Below are 19555 nucleotides of genomic sequence, written 5' to 3'. Positions count from 1 at the left end.
GAGCAATGAGCAACGACCAGCACCACGGCGGACAGCAGCCGGACCCGTACGCGGGCGGGCAGCAGCCGTACGACCCGTACGCGGACGGGCAGCAGGGCCCCGACGTCACGCAGACGTGGGAGGGCCAGACCTGGGACACCCAGTACCAGCCGGCCGTCCGGCCCCGGCCGCAGGCCCCCGACCCGTACGGGCAGCAGCAGCCGCCGCGGGCGTACGAGCCGCAGGCGTACGGGCAGCCGCAGGCGTACGGGCAGCCGCAGGCGTACGGGCAGGAGCAGACGTACGGACAGCAGCCGCCGGCGTACGAGTCGCAGCCGCAGCCGCAGGCACAGCCGTACCCGCAGCCGTACGAGCCGCAGCCCCAGCCGCAGGCGTACGGGCAGCAGTCGCCGGAGTCCTACGCGGGCGCGTACCGGCAGCAGCAGTTCCAGCCCCAGCCCCAGGCCCAGCCCCAGCCGCAGCAGGCGGCGGCTCCGATGCCCGCCCCCGCCCCGGTCCACACTCAGGCTCCGGCCGCCGACCAGGCCCAGGACCAGGCCCAGCCCCCGGCACCGGCCCCCGCGGCCGACGGCGGGCCCGCCTACTCCTCGCCCACCACCTCCGGGAACACCCGGATCACCGACGCCCAGCGCGCCCGCGCCGAGGGCCGCTCGCCGATCATCGAGCCCGGCATGCAGCCCGCCGCCCTGACGGCGGTCCTCGGCCTGCTGATCGCCGGCGGCGCCGCCCTCGGCCCCTACGGGCTGCTCCTCCCGCTCGTCCTGCTCCAGGGCCTCACCGCGGCCGGCTGGTTCCGGCTCAACGGCATGTGGCCGGCCCGGCAGGGCATCGCCCTCGCCTTCGCCGGCGGCCTGGCCGCCGACGGCGCCCTGCTCGTCGTCGGCCGGGAGAACGCGGCCCCCGCGATCCTGGGCACGCTCGGCGTCTGGGTGCTGCTCTGCCTCGTGCTCCAGCTCCGCAGCCACGCGGACCCGGACGAGCGGATGTACGGCCTGATGGCCACCGTCGCCTCGGCGGCGCTGACCGTGATCGCCACCGGGCACCTCGGCGCGGCCCCCGACGCGGTGGTCGTCGGCGGGGTCGCGGTCGCCGCCGCCGTCCTCGCGAAGGCGCTCCCGCTGCCCGGCCCGGTCTCCGCGGTCGCCGCGCTGCTCGCCTCGGCGGGTGCCGGGATCGCGGCCGGCGGCTTCACGGACCTGGGCGCGTCCGGGGCGCTGCTCGGTCTCGGCGCCGGGGTCTGCGCCCTTGTCGGCCTGCGGGCGGCCAGTTACGACTACCCGTCGCGGTTCGTCCACATGACCGCGGGCGTCGCGCTGCCGCTGACCGCCGCCGCGCCCGCCGTGTACCTGCTCGGCCGCGCCCTGGGCTGACGCGGCACCCCGATGCGCCCCGGAGACCGTCCGGGCGCGGGAACCAACCGGACCCCCGGCACGTCGATCTTCGTGTCGGGGGCCGAACACTTTCACGGGGGGACGCACAGCCCATGCGAGCACTGCGGATTCTGCTCATCCTGGCCGTCGTCCTCGGCGGGATCCTCGTGGGGGTCGACCGCCTCGCCGCGGCGTACACGGAGTCGGAGGCGGCGGACCGGACGAAGCTCTCCGGTCTCCGGAGCGAGTCGGTCGAGGTCGACATCAAGGGCTTCCCCTTCCTCACCCAGGTCGCGACCGACCGGTTCGACCGGGTCGACGTGCGGGCGACCGGGATCCAGGCGCGGGCGGGCGACCGGCAGATCCGGGTCGGCGAGCTGGACATGGTCCTGCGGGACGTGACCGTGACCGGCGGCTGGACGGGCGCGAAGGCGGGCTCCGCGACCGGCACGGCCCTCATCTCCTACGCGGACCTCACCGCCGCCTCCGAGCGCGAGGCCACCGTCGCCTACGGCGGCGAGGGCAAGGTGGAGGTCACCGGCAGCGTCAAGGTCCTGGGCCGCACCCTGACCCGCACGGTCGTCTCGACGGTATCCGTCGTGAACGGCGACACGATCCGGTTCCGCGCCGACGAGGTGCCCGGCGAGGGCATCCCGGGCGTGGAGGACCTGGTCCGGGCCCGCACCGACTTCGAGCGCCCGCTCCAGGTGCTCGCCGGGATGAAGGTGGAGAAGGTCGAGCCGCGCCCGGAGGGCCTGGCGGTCACGGTCTCGGGCAAGGACATGGCCCTGACGGGCTGAGTCCCTGGGCCCTGACGGCCCGGCCCCGGCCCGGTGGGGGCGCCACCCCTACCGGCTGGTCACATTCTGAGACGGCGCTGTCCGATCCGCAGAAAAGAAACCGGACACCTCGGTGCGGAGGCGCCCGGAGCCGCCCCGTACCGTGATCGCGTCTCATATCTCGGACGATCGCGTCTCAAAATACGACACGCCGGTGACACGGCCGCCTGTCCGTCCCTACGATCGTGGGCATGAAGCGACAGGCGGATCTCACGAAGCGGCGGGCAGTGGACCTGTGCCGCGTCGCCGCCATGCTCTGTCGCTCCGTCTGAGCGGGACGTCCGACCCCGCCCTTCCTCACGGCCCGCCGACCGAAGTCGGGGCCCCATCTCGCGCAGCCGTACGCCGTCGTGCACACGCTTCCGACGCGTACCCGCACCACCCCGCACCGCACCGCCGCACACTGCCCCGGAGGAGAACAGCATGGCTCGCAGCGACGTCCTGGTCGACGCGGACTGGGTCGAGGCCAACCTCGACAACCCGCAGGTCGCCCTCGTCGAGGTCGACGAGGACACCTCGGCCTACGACAAGAACCACATCCGCAACGCCATCCGCATCGACTGGACCCAGGACCTCCAGGACCCGGTCCGCCGCGACTTCATCGACCAGGAGGGCTTCGAGAAGCTCCTCTCGGCCAAGGGCATCGCGAACGACACCACGGTCGTGCTCTACGGCGGCAACAACAACTGGTTCGCCTCCTACGCCTACTGGTACTTCAAGCTCTACGGCCACCAGGACGTGAAGCTCCTCGACGGCGGCCGCAAGAAGTGGGAGCTCGACTCCCGCGACCTGGTCGACGGCTCCGAGGTCCCCAGCCGCCCGGCCACCGAGTACAAGGCCAAGGCCCAGGACGCCTCGATCCGCGCCTTCCGCGACGACGTCGTCTCCGCGATCGGCGCCCAGAACCTGGTCGACGTCCGCTCGCCCGACGAGTTCTCCGGCAAGCTGCTCGCCCCGGCGCACCTCCCGCAGGAGCAGTCGCAGCGCCCCGGCCACGTGCCGAGCGCCCGCAACATCCCGTGGTCGAAGAACGCCAACGACGACGGCACGTTCAAGTCGGACGACGAGCTCAAGGCCCTCTACGAGGACGAGCGGGTCGACCTGGCGAAGGACACCATCGCCTACTGCCGCATCGGCGAGCGCTCCGCGCTCACGTGGTTCGTCCTGCACGAGCTCCTCGAGGTCCCGAACGTCAAGAACTACGACGGCTCGTGGACCGAGTACGGCTCCCTCGTCGGCGTGCCGATCGAGCTCGGCGCCGCCAAGTAACCCCTCCGGACCTCCCCTTCCTCCGGACCCCTCGACCGTAAGGACAGAACAGCATGTGTGGAGCGCAGCCCGGCGGCCCCGACGCCTCGACGATCAAGCCCGGTGAGACCACCATCCAGGGCTTCGTGACCAAGGACGGCGAGCCGGTCACCGGTTACGTCCGCCTCCTGGACTCGACCGGCGAGTTCACGGCCGAGGTTCCGACCTCCGCCACCGGACAGTTCCGCTTCTACGCGGCCGAGGGCACCTGGACCGTCCGCGCCCTGGTGCCGGGCGGCACCGCCGACCGCAAGGTCGTGGCGCAGAAGGGCGGCCTCGCGGAGGTCGCCATCGCGGTCTGATCCGCGACGCCTTACCGGCCGAAGGGCCGTGCCTCCTGGGGGGTTGGACGCCATTCCGGGACTTGGGGCACGGCCCTTCGGTCTGCCCGGACGTAGGCTGAAGGGGTGTACGCACGCCGTCGCCACGTCTACTTCTGGATGATGGGCGCCTGCCTCGTCCTCTTCGTGGGCGCCTGGGCCGTCGTGCGCCTCTTCTCGATGCCGGCCGCCGTCGCCATGTGCGTCGTCGCCATGGTCATCCCCCCGGTCGCCGCGATGATCGCGAACCGCCGGGGCCCGGAGGACCGCTGGTGGGACGATCCCTCGGGGGACCCGAAGTCGGACGAGTGGTGGGACGAGCTGGACGGGAAGAAGCGCGGGGGGCGGTAGGGCCCGTGCGGCGGGTCGGGGCTCGGGGGCGTCGCCCGGGAGCCGTCGGACGGAGTCCAGCGGGTCAGTAGACGAGGGCCTGTACGTCGTCCGCCGTCGCCTCCTGGACGAAGACCTGCGCGCCGGCGATGCGGACGCCGTTCAGGACGTCCTTCTCCGTGATCTCGCGGCGGGCCGCGCACTGCGTGCAGAGCGTCACGCGCCCGCCCACCAGGATCGAGTCGAGCAGGTCCGGCAGCGGTGCGGCGTGCGGGAGCTCGAACTCGGCGGCCCGGCCCGGGAGGGCGAACCAGGCGGACTCGCCGGTCAGCCAGAGCGACACCTCGACCCCGCTGGCGACGGCCACGGCGGCCACCGTGAAGGCCTGCGAGCAGCGTTCGGGGGAGTCGGCCCCGGCGGTCACCTTGATCACGAGCTTCTTCGCCATACACCGAACTGTAATGCGGACCACCGCAACCCCATGCACCCCTCACGGGTCAGGTGGGTGCGCGGGTTGTGGAATCCGTGCTTCAGGTCTCGTGGGGGGACTCTTGAACGACGAAGCAACCATCCCTGACCAGGGAACGGCACCACCGCCGGTGAAACCGGACGCGCCGACCGACACCGCGCCCGCGCCCGACACCGCGCCCGCGGCCGAGACGAGTGCCGGGCCCGCGCCCGAGGCCGAGACGAGTGCCGCGCCCCAGGCCGGGCCGGACACCGCGCCCGGGGCCGCCGCACGGCCCCGCCGCCGCGTCCTCCGTACCGTCGGGCTGATCGCCGTCGCCGCCGTCATCGGCCTCGTCGGCGGCACCGCCGTCGGCTACGGCGTCCAGGCCCAGCGCGAACCGACCGCCCTTCCGCCGCTGAACCAGCCGGGCCTCGTCCAGCCGAAGTCCCTCCCGAAGGGGCAGAAGGCGAAGCCGCTCCCCGCGTCGGAGGACCTCCGGACGAAGGCCCGGGGCGACCTGCGGAAGCTGCTGCTGCCGAAGCCCGCCGGCGCGAGGAACGCCGACGCCGCCGACACCGACGGCTGGATGGACGTGTCCGCGTTCACCTCGATGTTCGACAGGCCGAGCGGGGCCCTCGACCACCAGATCGGCCTGGGCCTCCAGCGGGTCGCGGTCGCCTCCTGGGCGACGGGTGAGCACCGGGAGGTCGACGTCCGGCTGATCCAGTACCGCGCGAACGACGTCCTCGGGGCGCGGGAGTACGTCGAGGACCAGCAGGGCTACATGCCCGACGAGGACTTCGCCCGGAACGAGGGCCGGGAGCTCAAGGGCTCGACCAACGGCCGCTACTACGTCTTCCCCGTGAAGCGGAAGGCCGGCTACCTCGACATGTACCGGGCCAGGGCCTACTTCCACCGCGGTGACATCGCGGTGGAGATCTTCATCGTGGACACGAAGAAGATCTCCGAGAACGACATCCGTTCGCTGGCCGAGCGACAGCTGGGGCGCCTGTGAGTGAGGACTGGAACGACGTGACCGAACCCGTGACCGAAGAGGCGGGCGAGCAGCGGGCGGAGACTCCGGGGAAGAGGGGAGCCCGCCGGATCCTCCTCGGCGTCGTCCTGCCCTCCGTGCTCGTCCTCGGCCTGATCGGCGGCGGCGTCACGTACACCGCCCTGACCGTCTCCTCCGCCGACCGCACCGCGCCGACGCAGGTGTGGGGCACGCCGGAGAAGACCGCGCGGGACGAGGACCCGGCCGCCGCCCTGGCGCGCGGCAAGGCCGGAACCCCGCTGAGCAGGCTCCTCCTCCCGCTGCCGGAGGGGTACGAGTTCGGTCCCGACGAGGAGCTGTACGGGAACGACGGCGAACTCGGCGCCGCGGAGGCCACCGCCCTGATGAAGCAGGAGGGCAAGGGGCTCTCCGGGAAGAAGCGCCGGGAGTTCGAGAAGCAGGTCGACCGGCTCGGCATCGGGGGCATCGCGGTCCGCACCTTCGCCGACCCCGACCGCGACGTCGTCGCCTCCTTCCAGATCGCGCGGATGAAGGACAAGAAGCGGGTCAAGGACAGCTACCGGCTGCGCAAGGAGGTCATGGACTTCCTGGAGTTCCCGAAGGGACCCAAGATCAAGGACCACCGCGACGCCGTCTGCTACACCGCGCCCGAGAACGACGAGCTGGACAAGAAGGAGAAGGCCCTGGCGCTGAAGCAGATGATCTGCCTCGCGTACGACTCCGAGGTCATGGTCACCTTCAAGGCGGTGGGCGCCAAGCCGTTCGACGAGGCGCGCGTGGCGGACCTCCTGAAGCAGCAGCTCGACCACATCGCGTCCCCGGGGGAGTACGTATGACCGAGCAGGCCCTGACACCGGCGCCGCCGGCGCCGCCCGTCCCCGCATCCGCGCCCGCGCCTACGCCCGCACCCGCGCCCGCACCCGCGCCCGCGACGGAGCCCGCACCCGTCCCCGCACCCGAGGCCGTCTCCGTACCCGAGCCCGAGCCCGTCTCCGCCCCCGCGCCGAAGAAGTCCCGGCGGCCCCTCCTGTGGGGCATCGTCCGCTGGACCGCCGCCGTGCTCGTCTGCGGCGGCGTCGGCGCCGGTACGGCCCTGGGCATCACCGCCCTGGAGCGCACCGACGTGCCCGGTCTCGCGACCGAGTCCGACGGCCGCTGGAACTATCCGGAGCTCGCCCTCCCGGCGCTGCCCGAGGACGTCCCGCGCCCGTGGACCGAGGGCAACGACGGCGAGATCCACCACGCCGACCTGCGCAAGCTCCTGCTGCCCGCCCCGGCGGGCGCCACGGCCGACCCGAAGCTGAACGGCGGCTGGACCGGCCTCGACTCCTACCTCGCGCTCCTTCCCGAGAAGGACCGGGCCGGGGTGAGGGAGTACATGGCGGACTCGGCGCTCCGGCACGTCGCCGCCCGCGGCTGGACCACGCCGGACGGCACGACCACCCGGGTGCACCTGCTGCGGTTCGCGTCGGTGGCGTTCGCGGAGGACTTCAAGGACGAGACCATGGAGGGGGTCTCCAAGACCACCAGGATGCCCCTCGGCGTCGAGGCCGCGGAGATCGACGCGTCCCTCCAGAAGGTCGCGGTGCCGTACCTCTCCCTCTACGCCTACGCGGAGACGGAGCCGTACGGCCCCGAGCAGACCCGGTGGGCCTACATCCAGGCCGGGGACACGATCGGGGTGGTCACCCAGACCCGGAAGGGCGGGACCCTGACCGTGCCGTTCCAGCAGACCGTCGCCCTCCAGGCGCAGCTCCTCGGCTGACCGCCGCCCGCGCGGAACCCGTGCCGAGACCCACCTCACCGAGTGGGCCGGACCCCAGGCCACTAAGCTGGGGTCCGGCCCGTTCCGCCTTCACACCTCAGTCGAGGAGCACTCCGTGATCTTTTTCTTCGAAGCTCTGCTGGTCCTGGTCTGCGTGGGCGTGCTCGCCTTCACGGGCCTGGCAGTGAAGAAGCTGTACCAGGGCCAGCGGTAATCCACCTCTAGAGAACGCCAGAGCTGCTCATGATCGAGATTCCGTCCGACCTCAACCCGGACCTCGTCCCCCTCGCGTTCCTGCTCGGCACGTGGGAGGGCGCGGGCGTCTCCGACTTCCCCGGCGCCGAGAAGTGCAACTTCGGCCAGTCCGTGACCTTCAGCCACGACGGCCGGGACTTCCTGGAGTACCACTCGCACTCCTGGGTCCTGGACGACGAGGGCAACAAGGTCCGTCCGCTGGAGAGCGAGAGCGGTTACTGGCGGATCGACAAGGACCGCAAGGTCGAGGTCGTCATGATCCGCGACCAGGGCGTCGTCGAGATCTGGTACGGCGAGCTCGCCGACCAGAAGCCGCAGATCGACCTGGCGACGGACGCCGTCGCCCGTACGGCCGCCTCGGGTCCGTACAGCGGCGGCAAGCGCCTGTACGGCTACGTCAAGAGCGACCTGATGTGGGTGGGCGAGAAGGCGACCCCCGAGGTCCCGCTGCGGCCGTACATGTCGGCGCACCTGAAGAAGGTCGTCACCCCGGAGGAGGTCGCGGAGATGGCCCGCAACCTGCCCGACATGCCGGACGACGGCATCGCCTTCTTCCGCTGAGTGGACCCTTCCGTCCGGCGAAGGCCTGGGGTCGCGCGCCGCGCCCTCCTACACTGGGGGGCGTGGTGAGCACCGACTGGAAGAGCGACCTGCGGCAGCGCGGCTACCGGCTGACGCCGCAGCGCCAGCTTGTCCTGGAAGCGGTCGACGCGCTGGAGCACGCGACGCCCGACGACATCCTCTGCGAGGTCCGCAAGACGGCCTCCGGGGTGAACATCTCCACCGTGTACCGGACCCTGGAGCTCCTGGAGGAGCTCGGGCTCGTCAGCCACGCGCACCTGGGGCACGGGGCCCCGACGTACCACCTCGCCGACCGGCACCACCACCTCCACCTGGTCTGCCGGGACTGCTCCGGGGTGATCGAGGCGGACGTCGAGGTGGCGGCCGAGTTCACCGGGAAGCTCCGCGAGACCTTCGGCTTCGAGACGGACATGAAGCACTTCGCGATCTTCGGAAGGTGCGGGGACTGCGCCGCGAAGAAGCGCGAGGAGATCCCGGCGGGCGAGTAGGCCCGGGGGCGGGCCCGACGCCCGGCGGCGGATCCCCGATGTCCGGCGGGCGCCGGATGCCCACCGGGGCCCGGATGCCCACCGGGGCCCGGATGCCCACCGGGGCCCGGACGCCCGGCGCCCCCCTGGACACGGAGTCGTAGGCTTTCCCCATGCAGCGACATTCCACGACCAGCCCCCTGCTGTCCCTGCCCGGCGCCGTCGCCGCGGAAGGGCACGACGAGGGCGTCGCCGCGCACTACGGCGACCTGTTCCGCGAGCAGCGCGCCCTCTCCGGGGGCGAGGGCTTCGTCGACCTCTCGCACCGCGGCGTCGTCACCGTCTCCGGCGACGACCGGCTGAGCTGGCTGCACCTGCTGCTCACCCAGCACATGACCGACCTGCCGGCCGGGCGGGCCACCGAGGCGCTGATCCTCTCCGCGAACGGGCACATCGAGCACGCCCTCTACCTCGTCGACGACGGCGAGACGGTGTGGGCGCACGTCGAGCCGGGCACGCAGGGCGAGTTGATCGCGTACCTGGAGTCGATGAAGTTCTTCTACCGGGTGGAGGTCGCCGACCGCACGGAGGACACCGCGGTCGTCCACCTCCCGGCGGGCTCCATCGCCGAGGTCCCCGAGGGGGCCGTCGTACGGGAGACCCCGCACGGCCGCGACCTGTTCCTGCCCCGCGCGGACCTGGAGCCCTTCGCCGCCTCGCACGGCCCGGTGGCCGGGATCCTCGCGTACGAGGCGCTGCGGGTCGAGGCGTACCGGCCGCGGCTCGGCTTCGAGACCGACCACCGGACCATCCCGCACGAGATCGGCCTCATCGGCAGCGCCGTCCACCTCCAGAAGGGCTGCTACCGGGGGCAGGAGACCGTCGCCCGCGTGCAGAACCTGGGGAAGCCGCCGCGCCGCCTGGTCTTCCTGCACCTGGACGGCAGCGAGGTGTTCCTGCCGGGCCACGGCACCCCGGTCCGGCTCGCCTCCGACGGCGAGGACGGGCGCCAGCTCGGCTTCGTGACCACCGCCGTCCGCCACCACGAGCTGGGCCCGATCGCCCTGGCCCTGGTCAAGCGGAACGTTCCCGTGGACGCGCCCCTGGTCGCCGGGACGACGGCGGCCGCGCAGGAGGTCGTCGTCGAGCCCTGACCGGGGTCAGACCTCGACGATCACCGTGAACGGGCCGTGGTTCGTGAGCGAGACGCGCATGTCCGCTCCGAAGCGGCCCGTCTCCACGTGCGCGCCCAGCTCGCGCAGCCGGTGCACGACCTCGTCCACGAGGGGCTCGGCGACCGGGCCGGGCGCGGCCGCGTTCCAGGTGGGGCGACGGCCCTTGCGGGCGTCTCCGTAGAGGGTGAACTGGGAGATCACGAGCAGCGGCGCGTTCACGTCGGAGCACGACTTCTCGTCTTCCAGCACCCGGACGGACCAGAGCTTTCCGGCCAATCGGGCGGCCTTCTCCGGGGTGTCGTCATGGGTCACCCCGACCAGGACGCACAGCCCCTCGCCCTCGATCTCACCGACGGTCTCCCCTGCGACGACGACGCGCGCGCCGTCGACCCTCTGCACCACTGCTCGCATGCGCACCAACCTACCCACCCGAACGCGGGAGGGGCCGAACGGGTGCAGAGCGCCTGCACGTGCACGGGTGGGAGTGGCACCATGCCTGTCAGGCGGTGCGGCTCCGCACCGGTCGAGGGGACGAAACTCATGAGTGCACCTGGCACCGGGCCCACGCCGCCCGGTCCCGTACCGCTGACGCGGGCCGGCCGCTCCTCCGCGACGCGGCCGCCCGCGCAGCGGACCTCCGAGCCCGCCCTGCCGGACCGGGCGCAGCCGGAGCTCGGCACGCTGAGGCTGCCCGAGCTGCGCGCGCTGCGCCGGGACGCCCGGAGCGACGAGGCCGACCTGAGCTACGTGCGGCGGATGCTCCAGGGCCGGATCGACATCCTGCGGGCCGAGCTGGCGCGCCGGACCGACCCGGAGGCGCCGGTCCTCGACCGGCTCTCGGAGATCCTCGCCGACGTGCCCTCGCGGCACCGCAGTTCGGCCCGGCACGTGACGCTGTCGACGCCGCGCGGGGAGGAGTACCGGCGGCTCGCGGCCGAGATGCTGTCCGAGGTCGGGCTGTCGGACCTGACGGCCCGTACGGACGACGAACTGCACGCGGGGATGGGCCGGCTCGCGGGGTACGAGCAGCAGATCTCCCGGCGCCGGCAGCAGCTCCAGCGGACGGCCGACGACTGCGGCGCGGAGATCGCCCGCCGGTACCGGGAGGGCGAGGCGCAGGTCGACGACCTGCTGGCCTGAGGCCTTCCGGGGCTTTCGGCGGGGCCCGCGGGGCCGTTCCCGGGGCCGCTTCCGGGGCGCCCGAAAACCCGGTGCGGGCCCGTCGGGGGCCTGCGTAGGGTCGGGGGATGACTGTCGACGTACGCGCGGTGACGGAATCCGAGTTCCCCGACTGGCTGCGGGCCCTGCGCACCGGTTTCCTCCGTCCGCCCGTCGTACCGGACGGGGACGCGGCCGACCGGCTGCCGCACACGGACCTGGCGCGGACCCTCGGGGCGTTCGACCGGGACCGGGTCGTCGCCACCTTCCGCTCGTTCCGGCAGGAGGTCAGCACGGTCGGCGGGGGCAGCCTCACCGCCGACGCGATCACGCAGGTGACCGTCTCGCCGACGCACCGGCGCCAGGGCCTGCTGAGCCGCATGATGGCCGCCGACCTGGCCGCCGCGAAGGAGCGGGGCGACGCGATCGCGACCCTGATCGCCGCCGAGTACCCGATCTACGGCCGCTTCGGCTTCGGCCCGGCGAGCTGGACCACCGAGTGGAGCGTGGACCTGCGGCGGGCCGGGCTCGACCCGCGCCGCTCGGGCCGCCCGGAGGACGGCGGCCGCGTCGACCTGTCCGACGGCGACGAGATCCGCAAGATCGGGCCCGCGCTGCACCGCCGGCTCGCCGGGGTCCGGGCCGGCGTCACCGACCGGACCGAGCGCCTCTGGGCGCAGGGCACCGGCCTCGGCTTCCAGATCGACCCGTGGACGGAGCCGTACTACGCGGTGTACCGGTCGGCGTCCGGCGAGCCCGAGGGGTTCGTGTCGTACCGCTCGGACGACAAGTGGGACGACGGCAAGCAGCCGGTGAACACCGCGACCGTGCGGGACCTGGTCGCCGTCACCCCGGCCGCCGAGCGCGCCCTGTGGCTCTACCTCTGCTCGATCGACTGGATCACCACCGTCCGCTCCGGCCACCGCGCTCCCGACGACCCGCTGCCGGAGCTCCTGCCGGATCCGCGCGCGGCGAGGACGGTGTCCCACGCGGACATGCTGTGGGTGCGGGTCCTGGACGTGGTCCGGCTCCTGGAGGGCCGCGCGTACCCGGTGGAGGACTCCCTCGTCCTGGAGGTGCGGGACGCGGACGGCCCGGCGGGCGGGCGCTTCCGCCTCGACGCCTCGCCGGAGGGCGCCTCCTGCGTCCGTACGGACGCGTCCGCCGACCTCGTCCTCGGCGTCGCCGAGCTGGGGACGCTGGCGTTCGGCGACCACTCGGCGGTACGGCTGGCCCGGCTCGGGCGCGTCGAGGAGGCGGTGCCCGGCGCGGCGGCCCGTGCCGAGCTGCTGTTCCGCACCGCGCTGCGCCCGTTCTCGCCCGACATCTTCTGAGCCGTTCCCGGGGACTTCAGCGGGTCCGGCGGCGGAAGAGGAAGCCGGAGGCGGCGAGCGCCAGGGTCAGCAGGCCCGCGCACCAGCCCAGCGCGATCCACGGCGCGTCACCGGCCGGCCGGTCGAGCAGCAGGCCGCGCATCGACTCGATGAGCGGGGTCACCGGCTGGTGCTCGGCGAAGCCGTGCAGCCAGCTCGGCATGGTCTCGATCGGGACGAACGCGCTGCTCGGGTACGGCAGGAACATCATGAAGAAGGTGACGGCCCCGGCCGCCTCCGCCGACCTCGTGACGAGTCCGAGCGCCGCCGACAGCCAGGAGACGGCGGTGATCCAGGCGAGCAGCAGTCCGATCGCCGCGAGCCAGCCGGCGACGGTCCCGGCCGGGCGGAAGCCGATGGCGAAGGCCGCGCCGAGCACGAGGGTGGTGGAGAGCGCGTTGCGGGCGACGGTGGCGGCGACGTGCCCGGCGAGGAACGGCGTACCGCCGATGTCGAGGGTGCGGAAGCGGTCGACGACCCCGAGCCGCATGTCCTCGCTGACGCTGACGGCGGTGCTCGCCGCGCCGAACCCGGCGCAGAGGACGAGGACGCCGGGGACGACGTAGGTCACGTACCGGGTGCCGGTGTCGATGGCTCCGCCGAAGAAGTAGACGAAGACCAGCATCAGCATGATCGGCAGCATCATCGAGGTGATGACGGCGTCGAGGTTGCGGCGGCTGATCCGGATGCCGCGGCCGGCGAGGACGCTCGCGGCGGAGAGGGCGTCAGACACGGCTGGGCTCCTTGTCGTTCACGGGGAGGGCGGTGGTGTCGGTGAGGGCGAGGAAGACGTCGTCGAGCGTGGCCGTGTGGAGGGCGAAGCGGGCGATGTCCCGGCGCTCCGGGTCGAGGACGTCGAGGAGTTCGCGGACGTGGGCGGCGCTGCCGTCGGTGGGGACGCCGAGGGCGAGCGTCTCGGGGGCGGTCGTGACGGGGGCCGCGGCGGACGCGAGCCGCAGATAGGCCTCCGGGTCCCGGGCGACGAGGTCGAGCCGGTGTCCGGCGTAGCGCGACTTGAGCTCGGCGGCGGTGCCGGTGGCCAGGGTGCGGCCCGCGCCGATGACGGTGATCCGGTCGGCGAGCCGGTCGGCCTCCTCCAGGTACTGGGTGGTGAGGAAGACGGTCGTGCCGGCGGCGGAGAGCTCGCGGACGGCCTCCCACAGCTCCTGGCGGCTGCGCGGGTCGAGGCCGGTGGTGGGTTCGTCGAGGAACATCACCCGGGTGGTGCCGGGGTCGCGGACGAGGCCGGCGGCGAGGTCGAGGCGGCGGCGCATGCCGCCCGAGTAGGTCCTGGTGAGGCGGTCGGCGGCCTCGGTGAGGCGGAAGCGTTCGAGGAGTTCGGCGGTGCGGCGGGCGGCGGCGGGGCGGGAGAGCCCGGAGAGCCGGGCCGCGGTCCGCAGGTTCTCGGCGCCGGTCTGGGTCTCGTCGACGGCGGCGTACTGGCCGGTGAGGCTGATCGCGCGGCGGACCCGGGAGCGCTCGGTGACGATGTCGTGCCCGGCCACGCGCGCGTGGCCGGCGTCGGGCCGGGTGAGGGTGGCGAGGATGCGGACGGTGGTGGTCTTCCCGGCGCCGTTGGGGCCGAGGAGGGCGAAGACGGTGCCCTCGGCGACCCGCAGGTCGAGGGCGTCGAGGACGCGGACGGTGCCGTGGCTCTTGGACAGGCCGGTGGCTTCGATGGCCGGAGGCATGGCGTGCTCCCTGGGCTCGTGGAGGGCACGGCGGAACACCGCGCCGGTACTGCGTATGCCTTACGCGTTACTGTGTAAGGGTTACGCATTACTAGGATGGACGTCAAGCGTGCGGGGCCCTGCGGGCGGCGGGCGCGGTACGGGTCGTGCGGGCTGTACGGGGCCGTGCGGGTTGTGCGCGCCGTGCGGGTCGTACGAGCGGTGCGGGCCGTGCATGCAGTACGGGCCGTGCGGGTCGTACGAGTGGTGCGGGCCGTGCGCGTCCTGCGGGACGGGGCCTACGAGGTGCGGAGGCGGAAGGTCATGGCGGACGGCGGAAGCGACCGGGGCGACGGGCGGGCGGGAGCCGGGGCGGGCGGCCGGGCGGATTCCCGCGCGGGCGGTCCGTCGGGCGGCGGGTCCTTCCTGCCGCCCGCGATCGAGGCGGCCTGGGGGGTGCGGGAGCGGCCCGCCAAGGGGCCGAGGCCCAGCCTGACCCTGGACCGGATCGTCGGCGCGGCCGTCTCCCTCGCCTCTGCCGAGGGGCTCGACGCCGTCTCCATGGGTCGGGTCGCCAAGGAGCTGGGCGTCTCCACCATGTCGCTCTACCGGTACGTCTCCGCCAAGAGCGAGCTGTACGTCCTCATGCAGGAGGCCGCGACCGGCGCCCCGCCCGAACTCCCCCCGCCCGGCACCGACTGGCGCGAGGCGCTGGCGGCCTGGGCCTGGGCGATGCGCGAGGTCTACCACCGTCACCTCTGGCTGCTGCGGGTCCCCGTCGCCGGTCCGCCCGCGACCCCGAACATGGTCGCCTGGTGGGAGAGGGCCCTCGTCGCCCTGGAGGGGACGGGCCTGGACGACGGCGCCGTGCTCTCGGTGACCCTGCTCGTCTCCGGCTACGTGAAGAACGAGGCCGTCCTGACGGCCGACCTCGCCGCCGTGGTCGCCGCGAGCGACGACCCGCCGGAGGAGGTCATGGCCCGGTACGCCCGCACCCTGCGGCGGCTCGCGGACCCGGAGGAGTACCCGGCGGTGACGCGGGTGCTGCACTCGGGCGTCCTCGACGTCGCCGACGAACCGGAGGACGAGTTCCGCTTCGGCCTGGACCGGATCCTGGACGGGGTCGCGGTCCTGGTGGCAGGCGGGGGGACCGCGTCGTGACGGGGGAGCCGCCGGCCCCCGGCCTCCGCGAGCGCAAGAAGGCCCGCACCCGGCAGGTCCTGTCGGACACGGCGGTCGCGCTCTTCCTGGAGCGCGGGTTCGACGGGGTCTCCGTCGCGGAGGTGGCCGCCGCCGCCGAGGTCTCGAAGCCGACGCTCTTCCGGTACTTCCCGGCCAAGGAGGACCTGGTCCTCCACCGGTTCGCGGACCACCAGGACGAGCCGGCCCGCGTGGTGGAGGCGGGGCGCGCCACCGGCACGGCCCCGCTCGACGCCCTGTACGCGCACCTGCTCGACGGCCTGGAGCGGCGCGATCCGGTCACCGGGCTCTGCGACGCGCCCGAGGTCCTGGCGTACCACCGCCTTCTCTACGGCACCCCGGCGCTGCTCGCCCGCCTCCACGCGTACCGGGCCGGTACGGAGGAGGCCCTCGCGGGCGCGCTCGGCGGCGACCCCCTGGTGGCGCGGCTCGCCGCCGGGCAGGTCGTGGCCGTGCTCCGGGTCCTCGCGGACCGGAACGTCGTCCGGATCGCGGGCGGCGAGACGGCGGACGCGGTGGCGGCGGACGCGGTGGCGGAGGCGGGGCGGGCGTTCGCGACGCTGCGGGAGGGGCTTCCGTACGGAGCGGGCGGGGCTTCCGTACGGAGCGCTGACCTGACCAAGTAAAAAACGTAACCCGGTAACGTTTTCCGTTAGGCTCGTCGGAATGACGTCACTGGACACCTCCGCGCACCCGGAATCCGAGCTCGCCCGCGAGCGCTCCCACCACGAGGCCTGCCGCGCCGCCCTGGCCCGCATGACCGAGGACGCGGCCGGGCAGGTCGTCACCGGCGAGGACACCGCCGCGTCCGGCGCCGACGCCGAGGCCCTCGGCCGCCATCTGCGCGGCCGGGCCGAGGAGATGGGCGAACAGCCGCCGGGGCCGCTGTTCTTCGGCCGCCTCGACCACGAGGACGGTCAGACCCACCACATCGGCCGCCGCCGGATCGCGGAGGACCCCGCCGCCCCGCCGCTCGTCGTCGACTGGCGCGCCCCCGTCTCCCGCGCCTACTACCAGGCCGGCGCCCACGACCCGCAGGGCGTCCTGCGCCGCCGCCGCTTCGGCTGGGCCCCGAACGGCATCGGCGCGTCGGAGGACCTGACGGCCCTGGAGGACGAGCACCTGACGGACGGCGGGGGAGGGGCGGCCGGGATCCTGCTCGCCCGGGAGATCGAACGGCCCCGGACCGGCCCCATGCGGGACATCGCCGCCACCGTCCAGCCCGAGCAGGACGACCTCGTGCGCTCCGACCCGGCCGCCTCCCTGTGCGTGCAGGGCGCGCCCGGCACCGGCAAGACCGCCGTGGGCCTGCACCGGGCCGCGTACCTGCTCTACACCCACCCGCAGCGGATCCGCCGCTCCGGCCTCCTCGTCCTCGGCCCGCACCGGACCTTCCTCGCGTACATCGCGGAGGTGCTGCCCGCGCTCGGCGAGACCGGGATCCGCCAGACCACCCTGGACGAGGAGATCGCCCGCCACCCGGTGCGCGCCGAGGACGGCGGTGCGGCGGCCCGGGCCAAGCACGACGCCCGGATGGCGGAGGTGCTGCGCCGCGCGCTGTACGCCCGCGTCGACCCGGCCCCGGCGGACGACCTGGCCGTCCCCGACGGCGCGTACCACTGGCGCCTCCCGGCCGCCGTCCTCGCGGAGATCGTCACGGCGGTACGGGAGGAGGCGCCGCCCTACGCCACGGGCCGCGAGCGGGTCCGCGCCCGGGTCGTCCGGGCCCTCCGGACCCGCGCCGAACGCCGGTCGGGGCCGAGGGGCACGGCCTGGGCGCGCCGGATCGAGCGGTCGCGCCCGGTGACGGCGTTCCTGGACGCGTGCTGGCCGAAGGCGGTCCCGGAGGAGGTCCTCGCGGAGCTGCTCACCGATCCGGGCGGCGCGGTGGAACTGACCGCCGCCGAGCGGGACGCGATCCGCTGGGAGCGGCCCCCGCGCTCGTACCGCACGGCCCGCTGGACCGCCGCCGACCTCGTCCTCCTCGACGAGCTCGCGGGCCTCGTCGAGCACCCCGGGGGCTACGGCCACGTCGTCGTGGACGAGGCCCAGGACCTCTCGCCCATGCAGTGCCGGGCCGTCGCCCGCCGCACCGCGTTCGGCTCGCTCACCGTCCTCGGGGACCTGGCCCAGGGCACCACGCCCTGGGCCGCCCGCGACTGGGGCGCGCACCTCGCCCACCTGGGGAAGCCGGAGGCGCGGGTGGTGCCCCTGACGCTCGGCCACCGGGTCCCGGCGGCGATCGTGGACCTCGCCAACCGGCTCCTGCCGCACCTGGGCGCGGACGTCCCGGCGGGCCGGTCGGCGCGCACGGACGGCGAGGTGACCGTCCACCGGACGGCGGACCTCCCGTCCGGGATCCGCGCGGCCGTGCGGGACGCGCTCGCGGCGGAGGGCTCGGTGGGGGTGATCGCGGCGGACGGCCTCGCGGGGACGGTGCCCGAGGCGGTGGCGGCTTCGGAGCGGGTGACCGTGCTGCCCGCCTCGCTCGCCAAGGGCCTGGAGTTCGACCACGTCGTGGTGGTCGAACCGGCCGCCGTCGCGGCCTCCGGGCCGCGCGGCGCGAACCTGCTGTACGTGGCCCTCACCCGGGCCGTGTCACGCCTGACGCTCGTGCACGCGGAGGAGCTTCCGGAGTGCTTGCGGGAGCCGGTCCCCGCTACGGCGCGGTGAGTTCGGCCCCGGTCCGGGGCTCCGTGCGCGGCTCCGTGTCCGGCTCCGGCCTCCGTGCCGCCGGGTTCCGCAGGACGAGGGCCGCCACGGCCAGGGCCGCGAGCAGGAGGCCGGTGCCGACGCCGAAGGCCAGGTGGTAGCCGCCGGTCAGGGCCTCGGCGGCGGGCCGTCCGGCCCCGGCGAGGGACTCGGTGCGGGCGGCGGCCAGGGTGGAGAGGACCGCGACGCCCAGGGCCATGCCGATCTGCTGGGTGGTGTTGAAGAGCCCGGAGGCCAGACCCGCGTCCGACTCCTCGGCGCCCGTCATGGCGAGCGAGGTGAGGGCGGGCAGCGCGAGGCCGAACCCGCCGGCGAGCAGCATCACGGGGAGCAGGTCGGTGGCGTACGAGGCGTGGACGGGGACGCGGGTCAGCAGGCCGAGGACGCCGACGAGCAGCACGATCCCGGTGAGCAGGACGTTCCGTTCGCCGAAGCGGGCGATGAGCCGGGCGGACGCGCCGAGCGAGACGGCTCCGATGACGAGCGCGGCGGGCAGCATCGCGAAGCCGGTCGCGGAGGCCCCGTACCCGAGGACCTTCTGCAGGTAGAGGGCGACGAGGATCTGGAAGGAGAAGAGCGCGCCGACCATCAGCATCTGGACGGCGTTCGCGCCGGCGACGCTGCGGGAGCGGAGGATCCGCAGGGGCATGAGCGGATGCGCGGCCTTCGCCTGGCGGACGAGGAAGCCGGCCAGGAGGGCGGCGGAGAGGGTCCCGAAGCCGAGGGTGTGCGCCGAACCGGCCCCGTGCTCCTCGATCGTGACGACGGCGTAGATCCCGGCCGTGAGCCCGGAGGTCACGAGCAGCGCGCCGCCGACGTCGGCGCCGGCGCGGAGCCCGAGGCCCCGGTCGGCGGGGAGGGCGCGGAGGGCGGTGAGGAGGGTCGCGACACCGATGGGCAGGTTGATCAGGAAGATCCAGTTCCAGGCGAGGGCGTCGGTGAGGACGCCGCCGAGGACCTGGCCGAGGGAGGCGCCGGCGGCCCCGGTGAAGCTGAACACGGCGATGGCGCGGGCCCGTTCGCGCTCCTCGGTGAAGAGGGTCACGAGGATGCCGAGGCCGACGGCCGAGGCCATCGCGCTGCCGGCGCCCTGGAGGAAGCGGGCGGCGACGAGGACGCCGGGGGTGGAGGCGGCCCCGGCGAGGAGCGAGGCGGCGGTGAAGAGCGCGGTGCCCGCCAGGAACATCTTCCGGCGCCCGATCAGGTCGCCGAGGCGGCCGGCGAGGAGGAGGAGCGCGCCGAAGGCGATCAGGTAGGCGTTGACGACCCAGCTCAGGCCGGCGGGGGTGAAGCCGAGGTCGCTCTGGAGGGCGGGCATCGCGACGGTGACGATGCTGCCGTCGAGGACCGTCATCAGCAGGCCGGCGGCGAGGACGCCGAGGGCGAGGCGGCGGGAGGGGGTGGAGGGGGAAGGGGAGGCGGGTGCGGACGTGGGCGTGGGTGTGGGCGTGCGCATGAGGACTCTCCTGTCGGAGGGAGGCGACAGGAAAGACGCTAGCAGAAGGTTTTGTTGCAGACTATTTTTTACGGGATGAGATTTTGGGGGGCGCGGAACGGGGCCCGGG

Annotated in this window: 22 protein-coding genes; 17 read left to right on the top strand and 5 right to left on the bottom strand. The window is 73.9% G+C overall.

Annotated elements, in window-relative coordinates; translation table 11 throughout:
* Positions 1-5: 5 nt before the first annotated feature.
* From ACWGSR_RS20710 to ACWGSR_RS20685, 6 genes are all read left to right on the top strand, one after another.
* A complete protein-coding gene (locus ACWGSR_RS20710) occupies positions 6-1370 on the top strand; it encodes a hypothetical protein (RefSeq protein ID WP_453568062.1) in 1365 nt (454 codons plus the stop codon).
* A 113-nt stretch (positions 1371-1483) separates the two neighbouring features.
* The gene (locus tag ACWGSR_RS20705; protein ID WP_453568060.1) at positions 1484-2170 is read left to right on the top strand and encodes an LmeA family phospholipid-binding protein; all 687 of its coding nucleotides are present in this window, start codon (positions 1484-1486) and stop codon (positions 2168-2170) included.
* 230 nt (positions 2171-2400) lie between these two features.
* Entirely contained in the window at positions 2401-2481 is an 81-nt protein-coding gene (locus ACWGSR_RS20700; RefSeq protein WP_350497993.1) for a putative leader peptide, read from the top strand.
* A 151-nt stretch (positions 2482-2632) separates the two neighbouring features.
* A complete protein-coding gene (locus ACWGSR_RS20695) occupies positions 2633-3478 on the top strand; it encodes a sulfurtransferase (protein ID WP_376237127.1) in 846 nt (281 codons plus the stop codon).
* Between the two features lie 53 nt (positions 3479-3531).
* A complete protein-coding gene (locus ACWGSR_RS20690) occupies positions 3532-3819 on the top strand; it encodes a DUF1416 domain-containing protein (RefSeq protein WP_030220952.1) in 288 nt (95 codons plus the stop codon).
* Positions 3820-3924: 105 nt separating this feature from the next.
* On the top strand, positions 3925-4188 hold the full coding sequence (locus ACWGSR_RS20685) for a DUF3099 domain-containing protein (RefSeq protein ID WP_453568058.1): 264 nt from the start codon (positions 3925-3927) through the stop codon (positions 4186-4188).
* 64 nt (positions 4189-4252) lie between these two features.
* Here ACWGSR_RS20685 and ACWGSR_RS20680 read toward each other — a convergent pair whose 3' ends face one another.
* The gene (locus tag ACWGSR_RS20680) at positions 4253-4615 is read right to left on the bottom strand and encodes a DsrE family protein (RefSeq protein WP_376237120.1); all 363 of its coding nucleotides are present in this window, start codon (positions 4613-4615) and stop codon (positions 4253-4255) included.
* 103 nt (positions 4616-4718) lie between these two features.
* On the opposite strand from ACWGSR_RS20680, the gene ACWGSR_RS20675 reads away from it, so the two are divergent.
* From ACWGSR_RS20675 to ygfZ, 6 genes are all read left to right on the top strand, one after another.
* Positions 4719-5633, top strand: a complete 915-nt coding sequence (locus tag ACWGSR_RS20675) for a hypothetical protein (protein WP_453568055.1) — start codon at positions 4719-4721, stop codon at positions 5631-5633.
* A 17-nt stretch (positions 5634-5650) separates the two neighbouring features.
* Complete coding sequence (locus tag ACWGSR_RS20670; protein WP_453568053.1) at positions 5651-6469, top strand: hypothetical protein; 819 nt, start codon at positions 5651-5653, stop codon at positions 6467-6469.
* On the top strand, positions 6466-7398 hold the full coding sequence (locus tag ACWGSR_RS20665) for a hypothetical protein (protein ID WP_453568051.1): 933 nt from the start codon (positions 6466-6468) through the stop codon (positions 7396-7398). The genes ACWGSR_RS20670 and ACWGSR_RS20665 overlap by 4 nt, the downstream gene beginning before the upstream one ends.
* Before the next feature lie 243 nt (positions 7399-7641).
* Positions 7642-8214: an FABP family protein gene (locus tag ACWGSR_RS20660; RefSeq protein ID WP_376237108.1), complete on the top strand. Its 573-nt coding sequence runs from the start codon at positions 7642-7644 to the stop codon at positions 8212-8214.
* A 62-nt stretch (positions 8215-8276) separates the two neighbouring features.
* Entirely contained in the window at positions 8277-8723 is a 447-nt protein-coding gene (locus ACWGSR_RS20655; protein WP_376237105.1) for a Fur family transcriptional regulator, read from the top strand.
* A gap of 152 nt (positions 8724-8875) precedes the next feature.
* Positions 8876-9856 carry a CAF17-like 4Fe-4S cluster assembly/insertion protein YgfZ gene (gene ygfZ, locus ACWGSR_RS20650; RefSeq protein ID WP_376237102.1) on the top strand — a complete coding sequence of 327 codons (981 nt, stop codon included), beginning with the start codon at positions 8876-8878 and terminating at the stop codon, positions 9854-9856.
* A gap of 6 nt (positions 9857-9862) precedes the next feature.
* Here the strand turns inward: ygfZ and dtd are convergent, their stop codons facing one another.
* Entirely contained in the window at positions 9863-10288 is a 426-nt protein-coding gene (gene dtd / locus ACWGSR_RS20645; protein WP_453568048.1) for a D-aminoacyl-tRNA deacylase, read from the bottom strand.
* A 129-nt stretch (positions 10289-10417) separates the two neighbouring features.
* Here dtd and ACWGSR_RS20640 point away from each other — a divergent pair, with 129 nt between their 5' ends.
* Both ACWGSR_RS20640 and ACWGSR_RS20635 read left to right on the top strand, forming a co-directional pair.
* Positions 10418-11017 (top strand): RsiG family protein, encoded by a 600-nt coding sequence (locus ACWGSR_RS20640; RefSeq protein WP_376237098.1) that lies wholly within the window; start codon positions 10418-10420, stop codon positions 11015-11017.
* A 107-nt stretch (positions 11018-11124) separates the two neighbouring features.
* Positions 11125-12369 (top strand): GNAT family N-acetyltransferase, encoded by a 1245-nt coding sequence (locus tag ACWGSR_RS20635; RefSeq protein ID WP_453568045.1) that lies wholly within the window; start codon positions 11125-11127, stop codon positions 12367-12369.
* 16 nt (positions 12370-12385) lie between these two features.
* Here ACWGSR_RS20635 and ACWGSR_RS20630 read toward each other — a convergent pair whose 3' ends face one another.
* Together ACWGSR_RS20630 and ACWGSR_RS20625 are read right to left on the bottom strand one after the other, a co-directional pair.
* Complete coding sequence (locus ACWGSR_RS20630; RefSeq protein WP_453568043.1) at positions 12386-13141, bottom strand: ABC transporter permease; 756 nt, start codon at positions 13139-13141, stop codon at positions 12386-12388.
* Positions 13134-14099, bottom strand: a complete 966-nt coding sequence (locus tag ACWGSR_RS20625; RefSeq protein WP_453568041.1) for an ATP-binding cassette domain-containing protein — start codon at positions 14097-14099, stop codon at positions 13134-13136. The genes ACWGSR_RS20630 and ACWGSR_RS20625 overlap by 8 nt, the downstream gene beginning before the upstream one ends.
* Positions 14100-14327: 228 nt before the next feature.
* On the opposite strand from ACWGSR_RS20625, the gene ACWGSR_RS20620 reads away from it, so the two are divergent.
* The 3 genes from ACWGSR_RS20620 to ACWGSR_RS20610 are packed head-to-tail and all read left to right on the top strand — an operon-like array spanning position 14328 to position 17951.
* On the top strand, positions 14328-15239 hold the full coding sequence (locus tag ACWGSR_RS20620; RefSeq protein ID WP_453568039.1) for a TetR/AcrR family transcriptional regulator: 912 nt from the start codon (positions 14328-14330) through the stop codon (positions 15237-15239).
* Entirely contained in the window at positions 15236-15904 is a 669-nt protein-coding gene (locus ACWGSR_RS20615) for a TetR/AcrR family transcriptional regulator (RefSeq protein ID WP_453568037.1), read from the top strand. Before ACWGSR_RS20620 ends, ACWGSR_RS20615 begins: the two co-directional genes overlap by 4 nt.
* A gap of 40 nt (positions 15905-15944) precedes the next feature.
* Positions 15945-17951 (top strand): HelD family protein, encoded by a 2007-nt coding sequence (locus tag ACWGSR_RS20610; protein ID WP_453568035.1) that lies wholly within the window; start codon positions 15945-15947, stop codon positions 17949-17951.
* On the opposite strand, the gene ACWGSR_RS20605 is transcribed toward ACWGSR_RS20610, so the two are convergent.
* A complete protein-coding gene (locus ACWGSR_RS20605) occupies positions 17938-19446 on the bottom strand; it encodes an MFS transporter (RefSeq protein ID WP_453568033.1) in 1509 nt (502 codons plus the stop codon). The two genes, ACWGSR_RS20610 and ACWGSR_RS20605, sit on opposite strands and share 14 nt — an antisense overlap.
* Between the last annotated feature and the right edge of the window lie 109 nt (positions 19447-19555).

This window comes from Streptomyces sp. NPDC055632, assembly GCF_053618675.1.
The sequence above is the reverse complement of the archived record's forward strand: the minus strand, read 5'-3'. Positions and strand labels throughout refer to the sequence as shown.

Bases quoted from the DNA above. Each gene is read 5' to 3' on its own strand.
- ACWGSR_RS20705 (WP_453568060.1), top strand. From the start codon at position 1,484: ATGCGAGCACTGCGGATTCTGCTCATCCTGGCCGTCGTCCTCGGCGGG.
- dtd (WP_453568048.1), bottom strand. From the start codon at position 10,288: ATGCGAGCAGTGGTGCAGAGGGTCGACGGCGCGCGCGTCGTCGTCGCA.
- ACWGSR_RS20680 (WP_376237120.1), bottom strand. From the start codon at position 4,615: ATGGCGAAGAAGCTCGTGATCAAGGTGACCGCCGGGGCCGACTCCCCC.
- ACWGSR_RS20640 (WP_376237098.1), top strand. From the start codon at position 10,418: ATGAGTGCACCTGGCACCGGGCCCACGCCGCCCGGTCCCGTACCGCTG.
- ACWGSR_RS20625 (WP_453568041.1), bottom strand. From the start codon at position 14,099: ATGCCTCCGGCCATCGAAGCCACCGGCCTGTCCAAGAGCCACGGCACC.
- ACWGSR_RS20660 (WP_376237108.1), top strand. From the start codon at position 7,642: ATGATCGAGATTCCGTCCGACCTCAACCCGGACCTCGTCCCCCTCGCG.
- ACWGSR_RS20610 (WP_453568035.1), top strand. From the start codon at position 15,945: ATGACGTCACTGGACACCTCCGCGCACCCGGAATCCGAGCTCGCCCGC.
- ACWGSR_RS20635 (WP_453568045.1), top strand. From the start codon at position 11,125: ATGACTGTCGACGTACGCGCGGTGACGGAATCCGAGTTCCCCGACTGG.
- ACWGSR_RS20605 (WP_453568033.1), bottom strand. From the start codon at position 19,446: ATGCGCACGCCCACACCCACGCCCACGTCCGCACCCGCCTCCCCTTCC.
- ACWGSR_RS20665 (WP_453568051.1), top strand. From the start codon at position 6,466: ATGACCGAGCAGGCCCTGACACCGGCGCCGCCGGCGCCGCCCGTCCCC.
- ACWGSR_RS20690 (WP_030220952.1), top strand. From the start codon at position 3,532: ATGTGTGGAGCGCAGCCCGGCGGCCCCGACGCCTCGACGATCAAGCCC.
- ACWGSR_RS20700 (WP_350497993.1), top strand. From the start codon at position 2,401: ATGAAGCGACAGGCGGATCTCACGAAGCGGCGGGCAGTGGACCTGTGC.
- ACWGSR_RS20695 (WP_376237127.1), top strand. From the start codon at position 2,633: ATGGCTCGCAGCGACGTCCTGGTCGACGCGGACTGGGTCGAGGCCAAC.
- ACWGSR_RS20710 (WP_453568062.1), top strand. From the start codon at position 6: ATGAGCAACGACCAGCACCACGGCGGACAGCAGCCGGACCCGTACGCG.
- ygfZ (WP_376237102.1), top strand. From the start codon at position 8,876: ATGCAGCGACATTCCACGACCAGCCCCCTGCTGTCCCTGCCCGGCGCC.